The organism is Tardiphaga sp. 813_E8_N1_3, from assembly GCF_051811025.1.
Lineage (GTDB): Bacteria > Pseudomonadota > Alphaproteobacteria > Rhizobiales > Xanthobacteraceae > Tardiphaga.
Genome location: NZ_JBPWQE010000001.1, coordinates 5,625,963 through 5,645,701, shown reverse-complemented (window position 1 = coordinate 5,645,701; position 19,739 = coordinate 5,625,963). Strand labels below are relative to the sequence as shown.

The 19,739-nt window shown below is 61.2% G+C and carries 21 protein-coding genes; 8 read left to right on the top strand and 13 right to left on the bottom strand.

Translation table 11 applies throughout. The annotated features are described in order from the left end of the window. Window positions 1-26: 26 nt before the first annotated feature. Window positions 27-908 (bottom strand): methylated-DNA--[protein]-cysteine S-methyltransferase, encoded by an 882-nt coding sequence (locus tag AB8A33_RS26700; RefSeq protein ID WP_439095535.1) that lies wholly within the window; start codon window positions 906-908, stop codon window positions 27-29. 81 nt (window positions 909-989) lie between these two features. Beyond that, complete coding sequence (locus AB8A33_RS26695; RefSeq protein WP_439095534.1) at window positions 990-1,508, bottom strand: DUF2244 domain-containing protein; 519 nt, start codon at window positions 1,506-1,508, stop codon at window positions 990-992. Window positions 1,509-1,530: 22 nt separating this feature from the next. On the opposite strand from AB8A33_RS26695, the gene nth reads away from it, so the two are divergent. After that, complete coding sequence (gene nth, locus AB8A33_RS26690; RefSeq protein ID WP_439095533.1) at window positions 1,531-2,307, top strand: endonuclease III; 777 nt, start codon at window positions 1,531-1,533, stop codon at window positions 2,305-2,307. On the opposite strand, the gene AB8A33_RS26685 is transcribed toward nth, so the two are convergent. After that, complete coding sequence (locus tag AB8A33_RS26685; RefSeq protein WP_439095532.1) at window positions 2,304-3,056, bottom strand: sulfate transporter family protein; 753 nt, start codon at window positions 3,054-3,056, stop codon at window positions 2,304-2,306. The genes nth and AB8A33_RS26685 overlap by 4 nt on opposite strands. Window positions 3,057-3,196: 140 nt before the next feature. On the opposite strand from AB8A33_RS26685, the gene AB8A33_RS26680 reads away from it, so the two are divergent. The 3 genes from AB8A33_RS26680 to AB8A33_RS26670 are packed head-to-tail and all read left to right on the top strand — an operon-like array spanning window position 3,197 to window position 6,376. Beyond that, the gene (locus AB8A33_RS26680) at window positions 3,197-4,579 is read left to right on the top strand and encodes an ABC transporter substrate-binding protein (protein ID WP_439095531.1); all 1,383 of its coding nucleotides are present in this window, start codon (window positions 3,197-3,199) and stop codon (window positions 4,577-4,579) included. 53 nt (window positions 4,580-4,632) lie between these two features. Further along, window positions 4,633-5,511, top strand: coding sequence for a carbohydrate ABC transporter permease (locus AB8A33_RS26675; protein ID WP_439095530.1), 879 nt, complete (start codon window positions 4,633-4,635; stop codon window positions 5,509-5,511). A 13-nt stretch (window positions 5,512-5,524) separates the two neighbouring features. Further along, window positions 5,525-6,376: a carbohydrate ABC transporter permease gene (locus AB8A33_RS26670; protein WP_068730277.1), complete on the top strand. Its 852-nt coding sequence runs from the start codon at window positions 5,525-5,527 to the stop codon at window positions 6,374-6,376. A 9-nt stretch (window positions 6,377-6,385) separates the two neighbouring features. On the opposite strand, the gene AB8A33_RS26665 is transcribed toward AB8A33_RS26670, so the two are convergent. Then, window positions 6,386-7,273 carry a YiiX/YebB-like N1pC/P60 family cysteine hydrolase gene (locus tag AB8A33_RS26665; RefSeq protein ID WP_439095529.1) on the bottom strand — a complete coding sequence of 296 codons (888 nt, stop codon included), beginning with the start codon at window positions 7,271-7,273 and terminating at the stop codon, window positions 6,386-6,388. 194 nt (window positions 7,274-7,467) lie between these two features. On the opposite strand from AB8A33_RS26665, the gene AB8A33_RS26660 reads away from it, so the two are divergent. Next, complete coding sequence (locus AB8A33_RS26660; protein WP_439095528.1) at window positions 7,468-8,868, top strand: flavin monoamine oxidase family protein; 1,401 nt, start codon at window positions 7,468-7,470, stop codon at window positions 8,866-8,868. Between the two features lie 25 nt (window positions 8,869-8,893). Here AB8A33_RS26660 and AB8A33_RS26655 read toward each other — a convergent pair whose 3' ends face one another. From AB8A33_RS26655 to rpmI, 6 genes are all read right to left on the bottom strand, one after another. After that, window positions 8,894-9,841, bottom strand: a complete 948-nt coding sequence (locus AB8A33_RS26655; protein ID WP_439095527.1) for an MBL fold metallo-hydrolase — start codon at window positions 9,839-9,841, stop codon at window positions 8,894-8,896. A gap of 73 nt (window positions 9,842-9,914) precedes the next feature. After that, window positions 9,915-10,682: a TSUP family transporter gene (locus tag AB8A33_RS26650; RefSeq protein ID WP_439095526.1), complete on the bottom strand. Its 768-nt coding sequence runs from the start codon at window positions 10,680-10,682 to the stop codon at window positions 9,915-9,917. Then, a complete protein-coding gene (gene pheT, locus AB8A33_RS26645; RefSeq protein WP_439095525.1) occupies window positions 10,679-13,084 on the bottom strand; it encodes a phenylalanine--tRNA ligase subunit beta in 2,406 nt (801 codons plus the stop codon). The genes AB8A33_RS26650 and pheT overlap by 4 nt, the downstream gene beginning before the upstream one ends. Continuing rightward, a complete protein-coding gene (gene pheS / locus AB8A33_RS26640; RefSeq protein WP_439095524.1) occupies window positions 13,081-14,163 on the bottom strand; it encodes a phenylalanine--tRNA ligase subunit alpha in 1,083 nt (360 codons plus the stop codon). Before pheS ends, pheT begins: the two co-directional genes overlap by 4 nt. A gap of 208 nt (window positions 14,164-14,371) precedes the next feature. Then, entirely contained in the window at window positions 14,372-14,731 is a 360-nt protein-coding gene (gene rplT, locus AB8A33_RS26635) for a 50S ribosomal protein L20 (RefSeq protein ID WP_068730282.1), read from the bottom strand. 68 nt (window positions 14,732-14,799) lie between these two features. Beyond that, window positions 14,800-15,000, bottom strand: a complete 201-nt coding sequence (gene rpmI, locus AB8A33_RS26630; RefSeq protein ID WP_068730283.1) for a 50S ribosomal protein L35 — start codon at window positions 14,998-15,000, stop codon at window positions 14,800-14,802. Between the two features lie 293 nt (window positions 15,001-15,293). Here rpmI and AB8A33_RS26625 point away from each other — a divergent pair, with 293 nt between their 5' ends. Then, on the top strand, window positions 15,294-15,440 hold the full coding sequence (locus AB8A33_RS26625) for a hypothetical protein (protein WP_439095523.1): 147 nt from the start codon (window positions 15,294-15,296) through the stop codon (window positions 15,438-15,440). Between the two features lie 114 nt (window positions 15,441-15,554). On the opposite strand, the gene infC is transcribed toward AB8A33_RS26625, so the two are convergent. Beyond that, on the bottom strand, window positions 15,555-16,094 hold the full coding sequence (infC, locus tag AB8A33_RS26620) for a translation initiation factor IF-3 (protein WP_086936983.1): 540 nt from the start codon (window positions 16,092-16,094) through the stop codon (window positions 15,555-15,557). A gap of 322 nt (window positions 16,095-16,416) precedes the next feature. Between infC and AB8A33_RS26615 the strand changes: the two genes are divergently transcribed. Next, the gene (locus AB8A33_RS26615) at window positions 16,417-17,199 is read left to right on the top strand and encodes an alpha/beta hydrolase (protein ID WP_439095522.1); all 783 of its coding nucleotides are present in this window, start codon (window positions 16,417-16,419) and stop codon (window positions 17,197-17,199) included. Between the two features lie 61 nt (window positions 17,200-17,260). Further along, complete coding sequence (locus AB8A33_RS26610; protein ID WP_439095521.1) at window positions 17,261-17,731, top strand: nuclear transport factor 2 family protein; 471 nt, start codon at window positions 17,261-17,263, stop codon at window positions 17,729-17,731. Here AB8A33_RS26610 and queG read toward each other — a convergent pair. Both queG and AB8A33_RS26600 read right to left on the bottom strand, forming a co-directional pair. Continuing rightward, window positions 17,691-18,926 carry a tRNA epoxyqueuosine(34) reductase QueG gene (gene queG, locus AB8A33_RS26605; RefSeq protein WP_439095520.1) on the bottom strand — a complete coding sequence of 412 codons (1,236 nt, stop codon included), beginning with the start codon at window positions 18,924-18,926 and terminating at the stop codon, window positions 17,691-17,693. The genes AB8A33_RS26610 and queG overlap by 41 nt on opposite strands. Next, window positions 18,875-19,567, bottom strand: coding sequence for a glutathione S-transferase family protein (locus tag AB8A33_RS26600; RefSeq protein ID WP_068730287.1), 693 nt, complete (start codon window positions 19,565-19,567; stop codon window positions 18,875-18,877). The genes queG and AB8A33_RS26600 overlap by 52 nt, the downstream gene beginning before the upstream one ends. Between the last annotated feature and the right edge of the window lie 172 nt (window positions 19,568-19,739).

The window sequence follows — 19,739 nt, the reverse complement described above, 5'->3', positions numbered from 1 at the left end:
TCACGCCCAGCGTCTCTGACTCGTCTTTAGCTCACCCCGACCTGTCCGGCCTCCCAGCCGATCATTGCCTGCTTCCGTGTGATGCCCCAATGATAACCCGTCAGCGCGCCGGACTTGCCGAGCGCGCGGTGGCACGGCACCACGAAGGAAATCGGATTCCTGCCGACGGCGGCGCCGACGGCGCGTGCGGCCTTCGGGTTTTCGATCTTGCAGGCGATATCCGAATAGCTGACGGCGCGGCCCATCGGGATTTTCAGCAGCGTTTCCCAGACACGGACTTCGAAGTCGGTGCCGATCAGCACCACCCGCAACGGTTGGTCCGGGCGCCACAGCTTGCTGTCGAAGATGCGCTGCGCCAGTCCGGCTGTGCCGGGAGTGTCCTCAATCAATGTGGCCGCGGGCCAGCGCCGGCTCATGTCGGCGAAAGCGCGCTGTTCGTCGCCTGGATCGGAGAAAGCGAGACCTGCAAGGCCGCGGTCGCTGGCGATCACGATCGCTGTGCCGAACGGCGAGGGATGGAAGCCGTAGCGCAACTCCATGCCGGCGCCGCCGGTTTTCCATTCTCCGGGTGACATCGCTTCATGGGTTACAAACAGATCGTGCAGCCGGCCCGGGCCGGAAAGGCCGGAGTCGAGCGCTGCGTCGAGGACGCTGGCGGAATCGCGCAGCAGGTGCTTGGCGTGATCGAGCGTCAGCGCCTGCATGAACGCTTTCGGTGTCAGTCCGGCCCAGCGGCGGAACAGGTGGTACAACTCGTCCGGCGTCACGCTTGCGGCGTCCGCCACGGCCTCGATGTTGGGCTGGTCCCGCCACTGTGAGTGCATGAAGCCGATGGCACGGCGTACGGAATCGTAATCGCGCAGGGCCGCGTCGCGCTGGCCCGGCTTGATCGGGCGATGCTCAGTCATCGCTAGGTCTCTGGCAAGATTCATCATGATATCGATGTAGGCCTGTCCCGGCGCGCAAACCACCCGTTTCCCGGTGGATCATCAGCTCACCGGATTATAGGTCGGGCCGCGTTTGGCAGCCTGGAGCGCTTCCATCAAGGCTTTGATAAAGCTTGCCTTTTCCTCCGCGCCGAGGAACCGTGCGATCGACACCCGACGGCCGCGCGACACCAGAAAAAGCTGCTCGATGCCGAATTCGGCGTGGCACACCTGATCGATCTGCACCCAGAGCGGATTGAATGCCCATTCCACGACGTCGCCTGATGGGCTGACCCGGCGCACACGGATTTCCGACGGCGTGACCGTGATCTCTTCGGTGGCCCTGGCGCGTCTGTCGTAGATCTTGAAGGCGATATAGATCGCCAGCAGGTCGAGGCCGAAGAAGCCGAACACCGGCCAGGCGCCCATTAGCAGGAAGGCCATCCCCGCGCCGAACGAGACCGCGCTGATGAAACCCATGAGCACGAGGAAGCCCTTGCGACCCAGCGCGCGATGCGGACGCAGCAGCGCGCTGAACAGCATCGGTTCCTGCAGGACGTCAAAGTCGTTGCCTGATGTCATGGTCCCTCAGTATATCCCTTTGATGCCGAAAATCACCCGCAAGCTCCCCGCCAGCACGAAATCCAGTCCTGCAAAGAAGGTTGTAGCGAAAGCGGTCAAGGCGCCTGCGAAGAAGATGGCCAAGCCGAAGCCTATCAAGCTGAAACCGAACAAGTTGAAGCCTTGGACCAAAGCCCAGGTCCATGAAGCCTTCTCGCGCTTCCGCAAGGCCAATCCCGAGCCCAAGGGCGAGCTCGAGCATCTCAATCCCTATACGCTGCTCGTGGCTGTGGTGTTGTCGGCGCAGGCGACCGACGCCGGCGTCAACAAGGCGACTCGCGCGCTGTTTCCCATCGCCGATACGCCGCAGAAAATGATTGATCTCGGCGAAGAGACGGTGCGGGACTACATCAAGACGATCGGACTCTACCGCACCAAGGCGAAGAACGTCATCGCGCTGTCGGAAAAGCTGATCCGCGAATTCGGCGGCGTCGTGCCGCGCACCCGCGCCGAAATCGAATCACTGCCGGGTGCCGGGCGCAAAACAGCCAATGTCGTACTCAACATGGCGTTCGGCGAGCATACGATGGCCGTGGATACCCATGTGTTTCGCGTCGGCAATCGCACCAATATGGCGCCGGGCAAGAACGTGCTGGAGGTCGAACTCGAATTGGAGCGCGTGATTCCCGAAGAGTTCATGCTGCATGCCCATCATTGGCTGATCTTGCACGGCCGCTACACGTGCCTCGCGCGCAAGCCGCGCTGCGAGGTATGTCTGATCAACGATCTGTGCCAGTGGCCGGAGAAGACGGTGGTCTAGGCCACCGGTATCCTCGTCACCCGACCCGGCTCGATCAGCTCCGGTCGCGGGCCGCTCAATCGCTTGTGCATATGGACCATGAAGGCCATGCCGAATAGCGGCGTGGCCAGGTTGACGATCGGGATAGAGACGAAGGCTGCAATGAACAGCCCGGCGGTGAACACCGTCGCCGCATGCTGCTTGCGCATCGCCTTGGCGTCCGCCGGTGAGCGGAACCGCATGGCGGCCAGCTCGAAATATTCGCGGCCGAGCAGCCAGGCGGTCGCGATGAAGAAGACGATGAAACCAATGCCGGCGAACAACACGAAGGGCAGCGCGATCAGATAGACCGCGATGGTCAGCAGCGCGGTCTTGCCGCCTTCGGTAATGGCGAGCCCGAACGGCAATGCGACGCCGACACGCTCCGCGGGATAGTGCTCGCGCTCGACGACATCGGCGACATCATCGACGAACACGCTGGCGACCAGTGACGTGATCGCCGGCATCAGAAAGATTGCACCTGCGACGACGCTTAGGCCGGCGGCGATCGACAAGATCCAGGACAGCATATTGATCATCGTGTGGTAGTCCGACCCGACAGCACTTTCGGCCCAGACGCCGCCCGAAGTGGCAGCCCAGTTCAACAGCCGCTGCATGCCGATCGCCAATACGGTGATTAAAACCAGGGCAAGTCCGATCGACTTCCACAGGATGCTGCGCATCGGTGGTGAAAGAATTTGCGATAACGCCTTGGCGGCAGCGACAAGCATCCGATTTTCTCCTCGTAATCACGAAGACCTAACCCTTGCGAAGTTGTCAGACAAGTGCAGCGCAGCATCGACTTCTTCACTGGACGGATAAATAGAAAGAGGTAGTCTCAAGAAAAACAATCATCAGGGAGGACGACGTCTTGATCACCAAGGGTACCCGTGCGCTTGTTTTGGCCACTGCCGCTTCCGGCTTGTTTCTGACCGCAGCGCCCGCCTTCGCGCAGCAAAGCATCACCGTCTGGTTCAGCAAGGGTTTCTACAAATCCGAAGATGAATCGCTGCTGGCGGCGATCAAAAAGTTCGAGGACAAGACCAAGATCAAGGTCGAACTCTCGCAATATGCCATTCAGGACATGATCCCGAAGACGGTGGCCGCGCTGGATTCCGGCACGCCGCCGGACGTTGCCTATGCCGATACTTATGACGTGCAGGCGTCGGGCAAGTGGGCCTTTGAGGGCAAGCTGGAGGATTTGACCGACATCCTGGCGCCGATGAAGGACAAGTTTGCGCCGAATACGGTCGAAACGGCCTATCTGATGAACGGTCAGACCAAGAAGAAAGCCTATTACGGCTTTCCGCTGAAGCAGCAGTCGATGCATGTGGAGATCTGGAGCGATCTGCTTGAGCAGGCGGGCTACAAGATCAGCGATATCCCCAAGGACTGGAAGGGCTATTGGTCGTTCTGGTGCGACAAGGTCCAGCCGGCCTATCGCAAGGCGTCAGGCAGCCGCGCCTATGGTGTCGGCCAGCCGATGGGCGTGGAGTCCACGGACTCGCTGCAGTCGTTTTACACCTTCATGGATGCCTATAACGTCAAGCTGGTGGACGATGACGGCAAGCTTCTGGTTGACGATCCCAAGGTCAAGGAAGGCCTGATCGGCGCGCTCAGGGACTATACCGACACCTATATCAGGGGCTGTACGCCGCCGTCCTCGACGACGTGGAAGGACCCCGACAACAATGTCGCCTTCCACAACAAGAGCATCATCATGACCCACAACTTCACGATTTCGATCGCGGCAAAGTGGTTCGAGGATTCGCAAAACCAGACGTTGACACCGGAGCAGCGCGCGGCAGGCAAGAAGGCCTATGAGGACACGATCGTCACGGCATCGTTCCCGCTGAAGCCGGACGGCACGCCGATCAAGTATCGCTCCGACGTGAAGACGGGGATGATCTTCTCGCAGTCGAAGAACAAGGCGGGCGCCAAGGAGTTCGTCAAGTTCCTGATGGAAGAAGAAAACCTCAGCCCCTATGTCGAAGGTGCGCTTGGTCGCTGGTTCCCGGTGACCAAGGCCGGACAGGCAAGTCCGTTCTGGCAGGCCGACAAGCATCGCAAGGCAGTTTACACCCAGTTCACGGGTGGCACCTCGTCGTTCGATTTCGTGAAGAACTACAAGTTCACGATCCTCAACAACGAGAACGTCTGGGCCAAGGCGATGAACCGCGTGGTCAGCGAGAAGGTGCCGGTCGAGAAGGCGGTCGATGAGTTGATCGCCCGCATCAAGGAAATCGCGGGTTAGTCCGACACAAAGCCGGCCGCACTTTGCGGCCGGCTTTTGCAATGGTGTACAGCATGGTTACGATCACCTATCCCGCTCCCGCAGATACGCTGCCACGCCGGCCATGGTCTGCCCGCCTGACGACGCCGCAGGTCTGGGGCATCGTCATGCTGGCGCCCTATCTGCTCGTCTTCGCCGCTTTCGTGGTCTATCCGATCGGTTATGGCTTGTGGCTGGCGCGTCACCCCGCGAGTTACGTCGCGCTCTATAACGATCCGGTGTTTGCGCGTGCCGTCGTCAATACGCTGATCTTTCTGATCGTCGGCATCAATCTCAAGATGCTGGTGGCGCTGTTCCTGTCCGGCTTTTTTGTGCAGTCGCGCACCTGGATTCGTTGGCTGTCGGTGCTGTTCATCCTGCCCTGGGCGGTGCCGTCGATCCCGACCATCCTGTCGGTCCGCTTCATGTTCAATCCCGAATGGGGCGTGATCAATAACCTGATTTTCAAGTTCACCGGCGAGGATGGGCCCAACTGGCTGAACGACCCTGCCATGGGCCTGACGCTGGCGATTCTGGTGCACATCTGGAAGTCACTGCCGTTCTGGACGCTGATCCTGATGACAGGGCGTCTTGCGATCTCGACCGACATGTTCGAGGCCGCCGATGTGGACGGCGCCAGCTGGTGGCAGAAATTCCGCTTCATCACCTGGCCATCGATGCAGACACTGTATCTGACCTGCACGCTGCTCTCGATGATCTGGACGCTCGGCGACTTTAACAGCGTCTATCTGTTGACGGGAGGCGGGCCAGCCGATCTCACTCATGTTCTGTCGACATTGGGGATTCGCTATCTCCGCCTCGATCAGCTCGACATGTCAATGGCATCCATCGTTTGCGCGATGCCGCTGGTGCTGCCGCTGGTCTATTTCATGATGAAACGGCTCTCTCGATGAAGAGGTTCACCCGATGAGAGTGCCAACGCTACGAGAAGTCGGAACCGAAGCGCGACTGCTGCTGATTGGCATTCCCGTGCTGATCTGGACGCTGATTCCGATCTACCACATGTTCCTGTTCGCGATCTCGCCGAAGCAGGATGCATTCGCGGGCAAGCTGTGGCCCGACCATCCGACGCTGAATAATTTCAGAATCGTGTTCAATCAGCAGCACTATTTTCTGCGCGATTTCTGGGCGCAGTTCCTGAACTCGGTCGTCATTGCGGTGGCGGTCGGCGCGCTGACGCTGGTGATTGCGACATCGGCGGCCTTTGCGATCAGTCGCCTGCGCGTCCGCGGCGGCCGAACGGTGATGAACATGGCGCTGTTTACCTATTTCATTCCCGCGGCATTCCTCGCTGTGCCGATGTATCGCACCATGGGCAATTACGGCCTGCTCAACAATCACTGGTCGCTGATCCTGGCGATGGTGACCATTGCTTCGCCCTATGCGATCTGGGTGCTCAAGCAGGCGTCGGACAAACTGCCGCTCGAGCTCGACGAAGCCGCCATCATGGACGGCGCGACACCGCTGCAGCTGTTTCGCATGGTCTACGTGCCCTTGATGCTGCCGTCGCTGGTTGCAATCGGGACCTATGCGCTGTTGCTCGCCTGGAACGAATATCTCTACGCCTTCCTGCTGTTGTCGAAAGACACCGAGATCACACTGCCAGTGGCACTCGGGAACTTCCTCGCAGCTGACGACTCGCCGTGGGAATTGCTGATGACCACGGGCTTCATCTACGCGCTTCCACCGGCCGCCGTGTACTACGCCTTCCGGCGCTACATGGTCGGCGGACTCACAGCGGGCGCGGTCAAGTCTTGAAGTGGCGGATCAGGCGATTAGCCTGATCCGAGGCCTGCTCACGTCTTCGTCAGCCACTTCCGCTTCCGTGTCAGTCGTCTCAGGAATGAACGGCGGCGTGCCGAAGACGTCCGGAAATGGATCGAAAGTGCCCGCCACCTCCCGGAGCGGCTTCTGTTTGTCAGCCCAGTGCAGCGCCGTGTAGTCGAATCCGAGTTCGATGGTCGGCTTCACCACTTCGAAATAGGGCGAGATATCGAAATCCCTGGGCATATACAGCGATGAATCGCGAATGTGCAGAATCTCGCGACGGGCCTGGCGGCTGCCCGCGCGGGTGATTTTCGGCAGAATCGGATAGCGCACGGCATCGAAAGCCTGCGCGATCAGTGCCGAGCAGATGATCTTGGTGGGATCGCCGGAGCCGAAAGCGATCATGCGCCGCCGCCAGCGCTGCGGCACCGGCAGCGGGATCAGGAAGCGCATCAGGTCGAGAATGTTCTTGGTGTCGTAACCAAAGCCGATCCGGTTGATGGCGTAACGACACACCGTGGTGCGGTCCTCGTGGGACAGACCGACCGGGCGGCACAACCGGGTGTGGAACGGATAATATTTCGAGAGCGGTGCCGAGGTGACACCTTCGCCGATATTGGCCTCGATCAGCACATGCGGCTCGCCATTCGGCTCCGTAGCGCCGTCGATCGGCCCGACATAAAGCGCAGCATGCGACCAGGTCGATTGCGTGAGATATTTGATGATGCCGGAGACGCGGTTGTTGCCTTCGACCAGCAACACATCACCTTCCTGAATGATACCGCGCAGGCGCTCGGGATCGCTCGGCGTGAAAGGCTCGTAGCCGGGCAGCTCCTTCTGCAGATATTTCGCGATCAGTTTCCCGACCGTATCGAGCATGAGGCCCATGATCGTGACTCCCCCAGCGCGGTTCATATCGACCGCTTTCCCTGGCTCCATCATGGTCGAGAGCCATTGCAATTTGGTTCATGCCCACGCGGCGCTGGTGACGATTGATTCACCACGACGGTTGCTGCACATCCTCGAATACGGCAAGGTTCGCGGGACGTTCTCATGCATCATAAAATTTCGGAAACCATGTCATGACAATTTCACGCCGGGATTTCCTGTCGGCGTCCGCAGCATTGACGCTCGCGCCGTTGTTCGGCGCAAGGGGATTGGCCGCGCCGCTGCCGCGGGATGCTGACATTGTCGTGATCGGCGCGGGCGCTGCGGGCATTGCAGCGGCGCGTCGCATCCAGGCGGCCAATCGCAAGGTGATCGTGGTCGAGGCCTCCAGCCGGATTGGCGGACGCTGCATGACGGACGCGACAAGTTTCGACGTCCCTTTCGATCGTGGCGCGCGCTGGCTGCACACGCCGGAAACTAACGCAGTGGTGAAGCTTGCCCGGCCGGTGGGAATTGATGTCGCGCCGTCGCCGCCGAGCCAGAAGCTGCGCATCGGGCGTCGCAATGCCCGCGCCGGCGAGACCGAGGAATTGCTCGCCGCGGTGGTGCGCGCCAATCGCGCTATCGATGAGGCGGCACGCCGTGCCGACATCTCCTGCGCCGCGGCGCTGCCGAAGGACCTCGGGGACTGGGCGGGCACGATCGATTTCGTGCTCGGGGCCTATGCGACCGGCAAGGACCTCAAGGATCTCTCGACGCTGGATCTTTCGCGCGCACAGGATCGCGCCATCGATGTTGCCACGCGCCAGGGGCTCGGCGCGTTGATGGGTAAGCTCGGTGAGGCCGTTCCGGTGGCACTGTCGACCCCTGCGACGCGCGTGACCTGGAGCGGGCGCGACATCGGCGTTGAGACGGCGTCAGGGCGCATTGCGGCGCGGGCGGTGATCATCACCGCATCAAGCAATGTGTTGTCGTCGGGGGCGATTAAGTTCACGCCGGAACTGCCAAAGCGGCAGCTCGACGCGGCGGCAAAACTCAGCCTCGGCAGCTATGACCGTATCGCGCTACAGTTTACGGGCAATCCGCTCGGGCTGGGTCGCGATGAGCTAATGGTCGAGCAAAGCACGAGCACACGTACCGGTGCGCTGTTTGCGAATATTGGCGGGTCATCGCTGTGTACCGTCGATGTCGCCGGCACATTCGGCCGCGACCTTGCAACTCAGGGCGAGGCCGCGATGGTGGCTTTCGCCGTTGAATGGCTGACGAAGCTGTTCGGCTCCGATATCAAATCTGCGATCAAGCGTTCTGCAACAACACGCTGGGATACGATGCCATTCGTGCTCGGAGCCATGTCGGGGGCCGCACCGGGTGGTCAGGCCTCGCGCCGCGTGTTGGCTGAGCCTATGGGCAATCTGTTCCTTGCCGGCGAAGCCACGCATGAAACATTGTGGGGCACGGTCGATGGCGCATGGGAAAGCGGCGAGCGCGCAGCAGAGGCGGCGCTCAAGAAGATCGGCGCAATGAAAGAGCCGGAACCGGAGAAGCCCGTGCGCACGAAGCGTCGGCAGCGGTCGAGCGGAGCGGGGCTGGAGTAGCCGCGACGTGAGGCCGCTATTGGCGCTACATCGGTAGCGCCAGCTGCATCAGATCTTTGGCCACGATGATCTTGCCGGAAAAATTCTTTCGCGCGCCCTCGATCCAGTCTTCGTCGGTGACTTCGGGATCGTCGCCCGGCACGAAGTGGCTGAGCACCAGCACCTTCACGCCAGCCGCGGCGGCGATGCGGCCGACATCCTCGGTGGTGGTGTGGCTTTCCATCAAATGCTTTTTCAGCGTCGCGCCGTTCTTCGTCTTGATCACCAGCCGGTCAACAGCGGGCACGTAAAGTGCCTCATGCACCAGCACGTCCGCCCCCTTGGCGAACTCTGCGAGCTTCGGGTTGTAAGCGGTGTCGCTGGAGAACACGATGACGCCGTCTGGCGTCTCGAATTTGTAGGCGAAGTTGTCGACGATCGGCGGATGCGGTGTGCGGAACGCTGTCACCTTGACGTCGGCGGTCTGCAGCACCACGCCATCCTCCGTGATATCCTTGGCAACGAGCAACGGCCGTGGATCAGGGCGACCTTCATCTTCGATGCGGGTATCAACGTCGAATTTGTTCAGCTCCCAGTAAGTCCGGGTCATTGTCTCGATGCCCTTGGGACCAAACGAGTGGATCGGCGTCGAGAGGCCTGCGGCCCAGGCATTGTAGAACAGGTTGCCGTATTCCAGATTGTGATCGGAATGGTGGTGGCTGATGAAGATATACTTCACTGAGGGAATCGGCACGCCGGCATTGACCAGTTGCCGGCTGACGCCCATGCCGCAATCGATCACGAATGGCGTGTCGTTGACGACAACGACGTTGGCGGGATTGGATGCACCGACGCCGACGCGCGGGCCGCCCTTGGTGCCGAGAAATATGATCCTGGCGCGGGGTTTTGCCGGCGTTTGCGCCAGCGCGGGGCGCGCCACGAAGACCGCGGCGCCGGCAGCGGCAAACTTCAGCATGTCGCGGCGATCGATCATGGTCTTCTCCCGTTGTTCTTGAATTGGAGAGACCCTAGCGCCGCGCCGGCTAGCGCGGCAAGTCACGCAAGCGTCAGTGAAATATCCCGTCGAACAGCGGCAGGCTGATCAGCGCCGAGACGGCGATCAGCGCGTAGCAGATCTTGCGGAACAGCTCGTCGCTGGCCTTGCCGAACAGTTTCGAGCCAAGCCAGAGGCCGAGACCGAACAGTGGTCCGGTAATCACCGCGAGGCCGAGAATGGCGGAACTCCACAATCCGCCGATCGCATAGCTGATGATGATCAAGACGTCTGCGACCGCGAAATACAGGATGATATTTGCGCGGGTGACGGCCGCGACTGCCGCGTCTCGCAGCCAATACATCACTATGGGCGGGCCGCCGAGTTGCGCCAAGCCACCGAAAAACCCGGCGACGCCGCCAACGCTGACCGTCACTGGCACCGTCGGCTGACCGGGATAGCGCCAGCCGGAGATCAGTAGTGTCAGCATCGTGACGATCAGTGCGACGATGCCCCAGCGAACAGTGAGCGGATCGGCCCAGGTCAAGGCCATCGTGCCAAGCGGCACACCAATAAGTGCGCCCAGCGAAATGATGCTGACGTCGCGCCTGTCGGCGCGTCTTGCGGCGTTCGGGATCAGCGTCAGCGTGGTCGAGAAGTCGATCAGCAGCAGCAAGGGCGACGCGACTTGCGCGCCGGCCACGCTTGAGGCGAGCGGCATGAAGATCAGCGCCGAACCGAAGCCCGAAAACCCGCGGGCCAGTCCAGCGATGAAGGCGGTGACGGTGATAAAAACGAGCGACGTGGTCGAATACTGGACCAGGCCGAGTGCTTCCATCATGCGCGCAACGTGCCGCCGGTCTTCTTCGTCACTTCCGCCACGATCTTCGCTGCCACCGCATCGATTTCCTGATCGGTCAGGGTCTTCTCGCGCGGTTGGATCGTGACAGCGATGGCCACCGACTTCTTGTCGTCGTCGATGCCCTTGCCTTCATAGACGTCGAACACGGTCACCGCCGTGACCAGCTTCTTGTCGACGCCGGCCGCGGCCTTGACGATGTCGCCGGACATGATCTTGCGATCGACGATGAAGGCGAAATCGCGCGACACAGGCTGGAACGCCGAGAGCTCCAAAGTCGGTTTGGCCCGGGTCGCCTTCTGCTTGGCGTCGGGAATGCGATCGAGGAATACTTCGAATGCCATCAACGGGCCGTCGGCACCGAGTGCTTCGAGCGTGCGCGGGTGCAGCTCGCCGAAATGACCGAGGATGTTCTGTGGACCGATCTGGATCGTACCGGAACGGCCGGGATGCAGCCAGTTCGCGCCACCGGCCACGATCTGCAATGCCTGCGTCGGCGCACCCGCTGCTGCGAGAACTGCAAAGGCATCGGCCTTGGCGTCGAGCGCATTCGCAGCGCTGGCGCCTGACCAGTGACGGCCGTTGCCCGCCGACGAGGCGAGACCGCGCCGCACGCCGGCGGCCGCGATGAACTGATCCTGCGGGCGGTCGCCGCGGAAGATCTGGCCGACTTCGAACAATGCGAGGTCGGACGAGCCACGATGCGCATTGGCCTGAGCGGCCGCGATCAGGCCAGGCAACAAGCTCGGGCGCATGTCGGAGAGATCGGCGGCGATTGGATTGGCCAGCGCCAGTTCCGGCGCGCCGCCGCCGAACACTTCGGCATGCGGTTTCGAGATGAACGACCAGGTCACGGCTTCAACCAGCCCACGCGCTGCCAGTCCACGCTTGGCGCGGCGGGTACGCTGCTGGATCTGGGTGAGCACAGGCTTGCGTGGCGCATCGCCGCGCGGGAACGGCGTCATCGGCACCTTGTCGACGCCGAAAATGCGCATGACTTCCTCGACGATGTCAGCCTTGCCGGTGACGTCGCTGCGCCATGACGGCACCGCGACCTTCACCACAGGACCACTGCCGGCCACCATGAAGCCGAGATGGGTCAGGATGCGCCGCATCTCCGGGAATGGCACGTCGATGGCAGCGAGGCGCTTCACCTCGGCAATCGGGAAATCGATGATGCGGTCGTCGCCATAAGGCTTGCCGACCACGATGCTTTCCGACGGCGTGCCGCCGCACAGTTCCATCACCAGCTTGGTTGCCAGTTCGAGGCCGGGCACCATGAACACCGGATCGACGCCGCGTTCGAAACGATAGCGTGCGTCGGAATTGATGCCGAGCCTGCGGCCGGTCTGTGCGATGTTGATCTCGTTCCACAGCGCGGATTCGATCAGCACATCGGTGGTTTCTTCCGAACAGCCGGAGGCTTCGCCGCCCATGATGCCGGCGAGCGATTCCACGCCGTTGTCATCAGCAATGACGCAAGCCTTGCTGTCGAGCGTATAGGTCTTGCCGTCGAGCGCGAGCAGCGTCTCGCCGTCACGTGCGCGGCGGACAACGATGTCGCCCTTTACCTTAGACGCATCGAACACATGCAGCGGACGCGCGCGGTCGAAGGTCAGGAAGTTGGTGATATCGACCAGCGCATTGATCGGGCGCAGGCCGATCGAGGTCAGCTTCTTCTGCAGCCACTCCGGTGACGGGCCGTTCTTGACGCCGCGCACGAGACGCAGCGCGAAGCCCGGGCAAAGCTTGGGGTCTTCGACGGTGACTTTCACCGGGCAAGGGAATTCACCCTTGATCGGCTTGATGCCGGGATTCTTGAACACGCCCATGTCGGCCGCGGCAAGGTCACGCGCAATGCCGGACACACCGGTGCAATCCTGGCGGTTCGGCGTTAGATTGATCTCGATGACCGGATCGCCGAGCTTGGCCCAATCGGGATAGATCGCGCCGACGGGCGCATCGGCCGGCAGTTCGATGATGCCGTCGATATTGTCCGGCAGGCCGAGTTCACCGGCCGAGCACAGCATGCCCTGGCTTTCGACGCCGCGGATGTTGCCGAGGCCGATGGTGAAATCCTTGCCCGGAATGAAAGTACCGGGCCTGGCGAGGACGGTCTTCAGTCCCGCGCGCGCATTCGGCGCACCGCAGACGATCTGCAGCGGCTTGTCGTCGCCAACATTGACGGTGCAGACGCGCAGGCGGTCGGCATTGGGATGCTGCACGGCCGTGACGATCTCGGCGATTGTGAACGGCTTCAGCAGCTTCGCCTTGTCGTCGATATGCTCGACCTCAAGCCCGATCATGGTGAGCTTGTCGGTCAGCGTCTCGAGCGACTCGTCAGTGTCGAGATGATCCTTCAGCCAGGAGAGGGAGAATTTCACGTGCTCAGTCCTCCGGCCAGCGTCGGTACTTCAAGCGGCTTGAAGCCGTAGTGATTGAGCCAGCGCACGTCGCCTTCGAACAGCTGACGCAGGTCGGCCATGCCGTATTTCAGCATCGCGATACGATCGATGCCCATGCCCCAGGCGAAGCCCTGATACACATCGGGATCGATGCCGCAGGCGCGCAGCACATTTGGATGCACCATGCCGCAGCCGAGAACCTCGAGCCAATCTTCGCCTTCGCCGAAACGGATCTCGTTCTTGTCGCGGCGGCACTGGATATCGACTTCCAGCGACGGCTCCGTGAACGGGAAGAACGACGGACGGAAGCGCATATTGACGTTATCGACCTCGAAGAACGCCTTGCAGAATTCGTGCAGGATCCATTTGAGGTGGCCGAGGTGCGAACCCTTGTCGATGACCAAGCCTTCCACCTGATGGAACATCGGCGTGTGCGTCTGGTCAGAGTCGCTGCGGTAGGTGCGGCCCGGGCAGATCACGCGGATCGGCGGCTGCTGGCTCAGCATGGTGCGTACCTGTACCGGTGACGTATGCGTGCGCAGCAGCAGGCGCGAGCCGTCTTCCTTCGGATTGAAGTAGAAGGTGTCGTGCATTTCGCGGGCCGGATGGCCCTCGGGGAAATTCAGCTTGGTGAAGTTATAATCGTCAGTCTCGATGTCCGGACCTTCGGCGACGGCGAAGCCCATATCGGCGAAGATCGTCGTCAGTTCGTCCCAGGTCTGGCTGAGCGGATGAATGCGGCCGAGTTCAGCGGGGCCATCCCGCAGCGGCAGCGTCACGTCGATGGTCTCGGAAGCGAGGCGTGCATCGAGTGCAGCGGACTTCAACACGTCGCGGCGCGCGGTTAGTGCCTGCGTGACGGCATCCTTGGCGAGGTTGATCGCGGCGCCCTCGGTCTTGCGCTCCTCCGGCGACATCTTGCCGAGCGTGGCAAGCAGCGCGGAGATCGAGCCTTTCTTGCCGAGCGCGCCGACGCGCACCGCTTCGAGGGCGGCTTCGTCGGAGGCATTGGCAATATCGGCCAAAATATTCTGTTGGAGCGTCGTCAGATCGGACATCAGCAACCTCGATGAGAGAGGCGGGCGCCTCTTGCTGTTTTTGCGTCCGACGGAAGGCCGGGCACCAGCTTCTACAGCACGGGTATCACAGGGATTAAGACGTCAATGGCCGGGACAGGAGCGTGTGAACGCTTCTGCCCGGCCATGACAATGTCGATGAATACGCGGAGTGGAGAGAGCGCAGGCCGCAAGCGCGGCCTTTGCAGACTTAAGCTGCGAGTGCAGCCTTGGCCTTCTCAGCAATCGCGTTGAACGCCGCCGGCTCGTTGATCGCGAGATCCGAGAGCACCTTGCGGTCGACAGTCACGCCGGACTTGGCGAGACCGTTGATAAACACGCTGTAGGTCATGCCGAGCGGACGGACGGCAGCGTTGAGGCGCTGGATCCAGAGCGCGCGGAACGTACGTTTCTTGCGCTTGCGATCGCGGAACGCATATTGGCCGGCCTTGTCGACGGCGGCCTTGGCGGCGCGAATGGTGTTCTTGCGGCGACCACGGAAACCCTTGGCGGCCTTGTAGACTTTCTTATGCTTGGCGTGAGCCGTCACACCGCGTTTTACGCGAGCCATGACTGATCTCCTTCATCTGAAATAACAAAAGGGGTGATATCCGCCGCTATGAAGCGGCGTAAGGGCGATCAGGCGTTTGGCAGAAAGTACTGCTTGATGTTGTCGCCATCGGTCTTGAACAGCACGCGGGTGCCGCGGAGCTGACGAATCTGCTTCTTCGTCCGCTTGATCATACCGTGGCGTTTACCGGCATGGGCGGCCATAACCTTACCCGTTCCGGTGACTTTAAAGCGCTTTTTAGCGCCCGACTTGGTCTTCAGCTTGGGCATTTGGCTCTCCTATTGCCACGCAGAAAGCGCCCCGGAAGGCGTAGCGTTGGCTAAAATGCTCGTTAGAGCGTTGAAAATGCTCAACTAATCGCCGCTTGCGAGAAGTCAGCACAGTCGTCGACACGGCAGCCCTTAATCAGCCGGGCGACGAAGGTTGGGCTTATGGCAGAGGAACGCCCTGATGGCAACGATTAACGCGGTTCAACCTTCTGTTTAGCGCATGGCTGCAGACTGGTCTGACTGGGGTCGGATGCCTATGTGATCCGGACCAGAGAAACAGAGGGACGACGACAATGGCCCGGAATGTACGTACCGCCGCAAGGGCGGTTGCCATCCAGCAAGATGCTGCTGCTCAGACGGCCACCCGCTGGATGTTCGCTGCCGCGGGCCTCGCCGCGGCTCTCGCGCTGGCCGGCGCACTCGCCCTTATTTCGGGCTGAGCCGTCCGGCTCCGGACGATCTCCGAATACTCTCCCAAAGAAAAAGGCCCGCCAGAAATCTGACGGGCCGAAATTCCTGGTTGCCAACCTCGTTAAGGTCAGTCGCCGCTGTGATCAGCGCGGTGCCAGCACCATCACCACCTGACGACCTTCGAAGCGCGCGTCCTGCTCCACCTTGGCGTATTCGGCGACGTCTGCTTTGACCTTGTCGAGCAGCTTGGTACCGATTTCCTGGTGCGCCATTTCGCGGCCACGATAGCGCAAGGTGATTTTGACCTTGTCGCCTTCTTCGAAGAAGCGCTGCATCGCGCGCATTTTCACGTCGTAGTCATGATCATCGATCATCGGACGGAGCTTGATCTCCTTGATTTCGACGATCTTCTGCTTCTTGCGGGCCTCGGCGGCCTTTTTCTGCGCCGAATACTTGAACTTGCCGTAGTCCATGATCTTGCAGACGGGGGGACTCACATTCGGCGAAATCTCGACCAGATCCATACCGGCTTCCATCGCCATCTTGATCGCAGCAATGGTTTCCACGGTGCCGTGGTTGAGGCCGGTCTGATCAATCAGCTGGATCTGCAGATTGCGAATTTCATCGTTGGTGCGCGGCCCGTCTTTGGTTGCGGCGGGCGGGGCTCTGTTGGGACGGCGAATGGGTAACTCTCCAATGTTGTTTAGGAAGGCCGCAGTGTGAAGGAATAAGGCGTTTGGAGCAAGCAAACTCACGCAACGCAGCGTTTAATCACTCAAATACGAGGCAATTTCGTCACGCGAAAGGGCATCAGGTGTCGCACTCCGCTGACTTGGCTCACATAGAGTTCCCGGGGCCTTTCTGCAAGCCGTGGTTGACAGGAGCGCAACGCGGCACCGGGGTGGGCGTTCCCGAGCATAAGGACGTTTAGGGATCGGCGTTGACGATTCCGACCTGCTCAATCAAACAGCAGGCAGCATTTTGAGGTCGAACAAGGATAGTTTGATGAGCACAACGGTATCGACCGACCCTACTTTCATCACTGTCGGTACCGGCGGCAGCAACCGCCAGATCGCCATGAGGGTTCGCGATGGCGCTGCGCCAGGCCTGTTCTGGATGAGCGGCTTCAAATCCGACATGCAGGGCGGCAAGGCGGTGGCGCTCGATGCCTGGGCCGCCGACCATGGCCGGGCCTGTGTACGTTTCGATTATTCCGGCCACGGTGAATCCGGCGGCGATTTCGCCGATGGCACCATCGGCCAATGGCTGGAGGACGGCCTCGCGGCGTTTGATGCGGCCTGCCAGGGTCCGCAGGTGGTGATCGGCTCGTCGATGGGCGGCTGGATGGCGTTGCTGTTGGCGCGCGCGCTGACCCGACGCGGCAAAGTGGGACGCGCGACGCTGAAGGGTTTGGTGCTGATCGCGCCGGCGCCGGATTTCACCGAAGAGCTGATGTGGAAAGGTTTCTCGCCGGACATTCGCACGGAGATCGAGACCACTGGCCAATGGCTGCGCCCGTCGGAATATGGTGAGCCCTATCCGATCACGCGGCGGTTGATCGAAGAGGGGCGCAATCACCTGCTGCTCGGCAGCACGATCGATGTCGGTTGCCCCGTGCGGATTTTGCAAGGCAGGCAGGACCCCGACGTGCCCTGGCAGCACGCTTTCAGGCTGGCCGAACGGCTGCCCAGCGAGGATGTCGTGTTGACCATGATTCAGGACGGCGACCATCGGCTGTCGCGCCCGCAGGACATTGCGCGACTATTGTCGGCTGTGGCGGAGTTTTGATTGCATCACCCGCACCGTTGAATAGGCTCGCCTGAAAGAACGATCAGCGGGAGGAGTGAGGATGGATGCCACGGCAATGCTGCGCGCATTTTGCGATGCCGTCGAACAGCGTGACGGCCAGAGCTTCGCTGCGCTGTTCGCCGAGGACGGCGTCTATCACGACGTCTTCTATGGTGCGTTCGAAGGCCGTGCAAAAATCGCCGACATGGTCGATGACTGGTTCTATCGAACCGCGCAAGACTTTCGCTGGGACATGCATGCGCCGGTGAGCGACGGCACCACGCTCTATGCGCGCTACACATTCAGCTATCGCTCGAAACTCCCCGAAGCCAATGGCGGCCGCGCGATGTTCGAAGGCGTTGCGATCATGACGCTGCGTGACGGCAAGATCGTGAGCTATCATGAAGTGGCCAATACGGCGCCGGCCTTCGTCGATTTGCATTTCGCGCCTGAGCGGATCGCCAAGATCGTCGCCAAGCAGGGTGAAGCGCTCAAAGCGCGACCGGAGATGGCGCGACACCTGACGAACTGAGGGCCAGTCGCCACTCGCTGCCGACGCTCTCGTCCTGTTCGGCTGCGGTGAACTGCGCAGCCAATGCAGCAAACGCATCCGCAGGCATCAGTTGCGACAACGCCCACACTGCAGCTCCGCGGACCACGGGGCTTTCATCGCCGAGCAGTCGCTGCGCATCGTTCATCAGCGACAGGTCGTTCGAATTGCCGATAGCGATCAGCACATTGCGGATGAAGCGGTTGCGGCCGATGCGCTTTACGGGCGACTTCGTGAAGAATGCGCGGAAAGACGGATCATCGAGCCTTGCAAGTTCGGCCAGCGATGGCGCACGCAATTCATCGCGCGCGGCGAGTTTGATCTCGCGGCCCTCCTGCGCAAACTTGTTCCAGGGACATGCCGCGAGGCAATCGTCGCAGCCATAGATGCGGTTGCCCATGGCTTTACGAAATTCGTGCGGGATCGGGCCCTTGTTCTCGATCGTGAGATAGGAAATGCAGCGCCGCGCATCGAGTTTGTAAGGCGCCGGAAAGGCCGAGGTCGGGCAGCTGTCGAGACAGGCCCGGCACGAACCGCAGCTATCATTGGCCGGCTTATCGCGCGGCAGTTCGAGCGTGGTGAAGATCGCGCCGAGAAATAGCCACGAGCCGAATTCGCGCGAAACGAGATTGGTATGCTTACCCTGCCAGCCCAATCCCGCCGCGCCGGCAAGTGGCTTCTCCATCACGGCGGCTGTATCGACGAACACTTTGACATCGCCGCCAGCCTGCGCGATCAGCCAGCGCGCAAGCAGCTTCAAGCGCTTCTTGATGAGGTCATGATAGTCGTCGCCGCGGGCATAGACCGAGATCGCGGCGTGCGAGCGCTGCTTGAGGATCTCGAGCGGATTCTCGTCGGGTCCATAATTGACGCCGAGCATGATGACGGAGCGCACGTCCTGCCACATCACCTTGGGGTCGGCGCGGCGGTCCGGATTGTCGGCAAGCCACTCCATGTCGCCATGGGCGCCGGCGTTGAGAAATTCCTGCAGCCGTTCGCGTACGCCGGCGATGGAATCGGGATCGGTGATCCCGATTGAATCGAAGCCCAGCGCCTTTGCCTCGCGCGTCAGCCTATCCTTGAGATCGGCGGGAAGCGTGGAGCGGCCGTCGTCAGCGGATGGGCTCAGAAATCGAGATCCACATAGGTCCGCGATGCCGGCACGCCCGCCAGCCATTCGCTCAGCAGCGGTCGGAACGACGGACGGGATTTCACCCGCGCGTACCACGCTTTTGCTGCGTCGTCCTCGCTCCATGGAACATCGCCCAGATAGTCGATCGCCGACAGATGAGCTGCCGCGACCAGATCCGCATAAGTCAGTCGGTCACCGGCCAGAAAATTGCGTGTCCGCGCCAGCCAGCCGATATAGGCCAGATGATAGCGCACATTTGCGGTGGCTGCGCGAATCACATCCATCGCAGGCGCGCCGCCGCCGACCTCTTCGCTCATGAAGCGCTTATAGATGCGCTCGGTGACCAGTGGACCGGAGGCCTCCTCGAAGAATTTCTCGTTGAACCACGCCATCAGCCGGCGCACTTCGATGCGTTCCGCCATCGCGACAGGCAGCAGGCGGCGATCGCCCATCTCCGGTCCATGGGTCTCGTCGATATATTCGGCGATGATCCCGGCGCCAGGAATGGGCGGGAAACCATCGGTGAGCAGCACAGGCGTAGTTCCCGCAGGATTGAGCGCCAGAAATGCCTCACGCCGATCCCACGGTCGCTCGTCCACCAGTGTGAGATCGAGTCCGTATTCGCCGAGTACGAGACGAATGAAGCGGGAATGCGGACAGAACGAGTGATGGTAAAGCGTGTACATGCCGGCCTTGATAGTTATGCGGTCGTTAAGAAAGCGTCTCGGTTGCGTCGGTGGTAAAAGTGTCACGCGGCGCGCGCCAAACTACCGGAGCTTGGCTCTGAGGCAACCCGCGAATGTGATGGTATTTGCGATTGCAGCAATGAAGGGAATAGGCGAGAAGAACCCGGCTTTT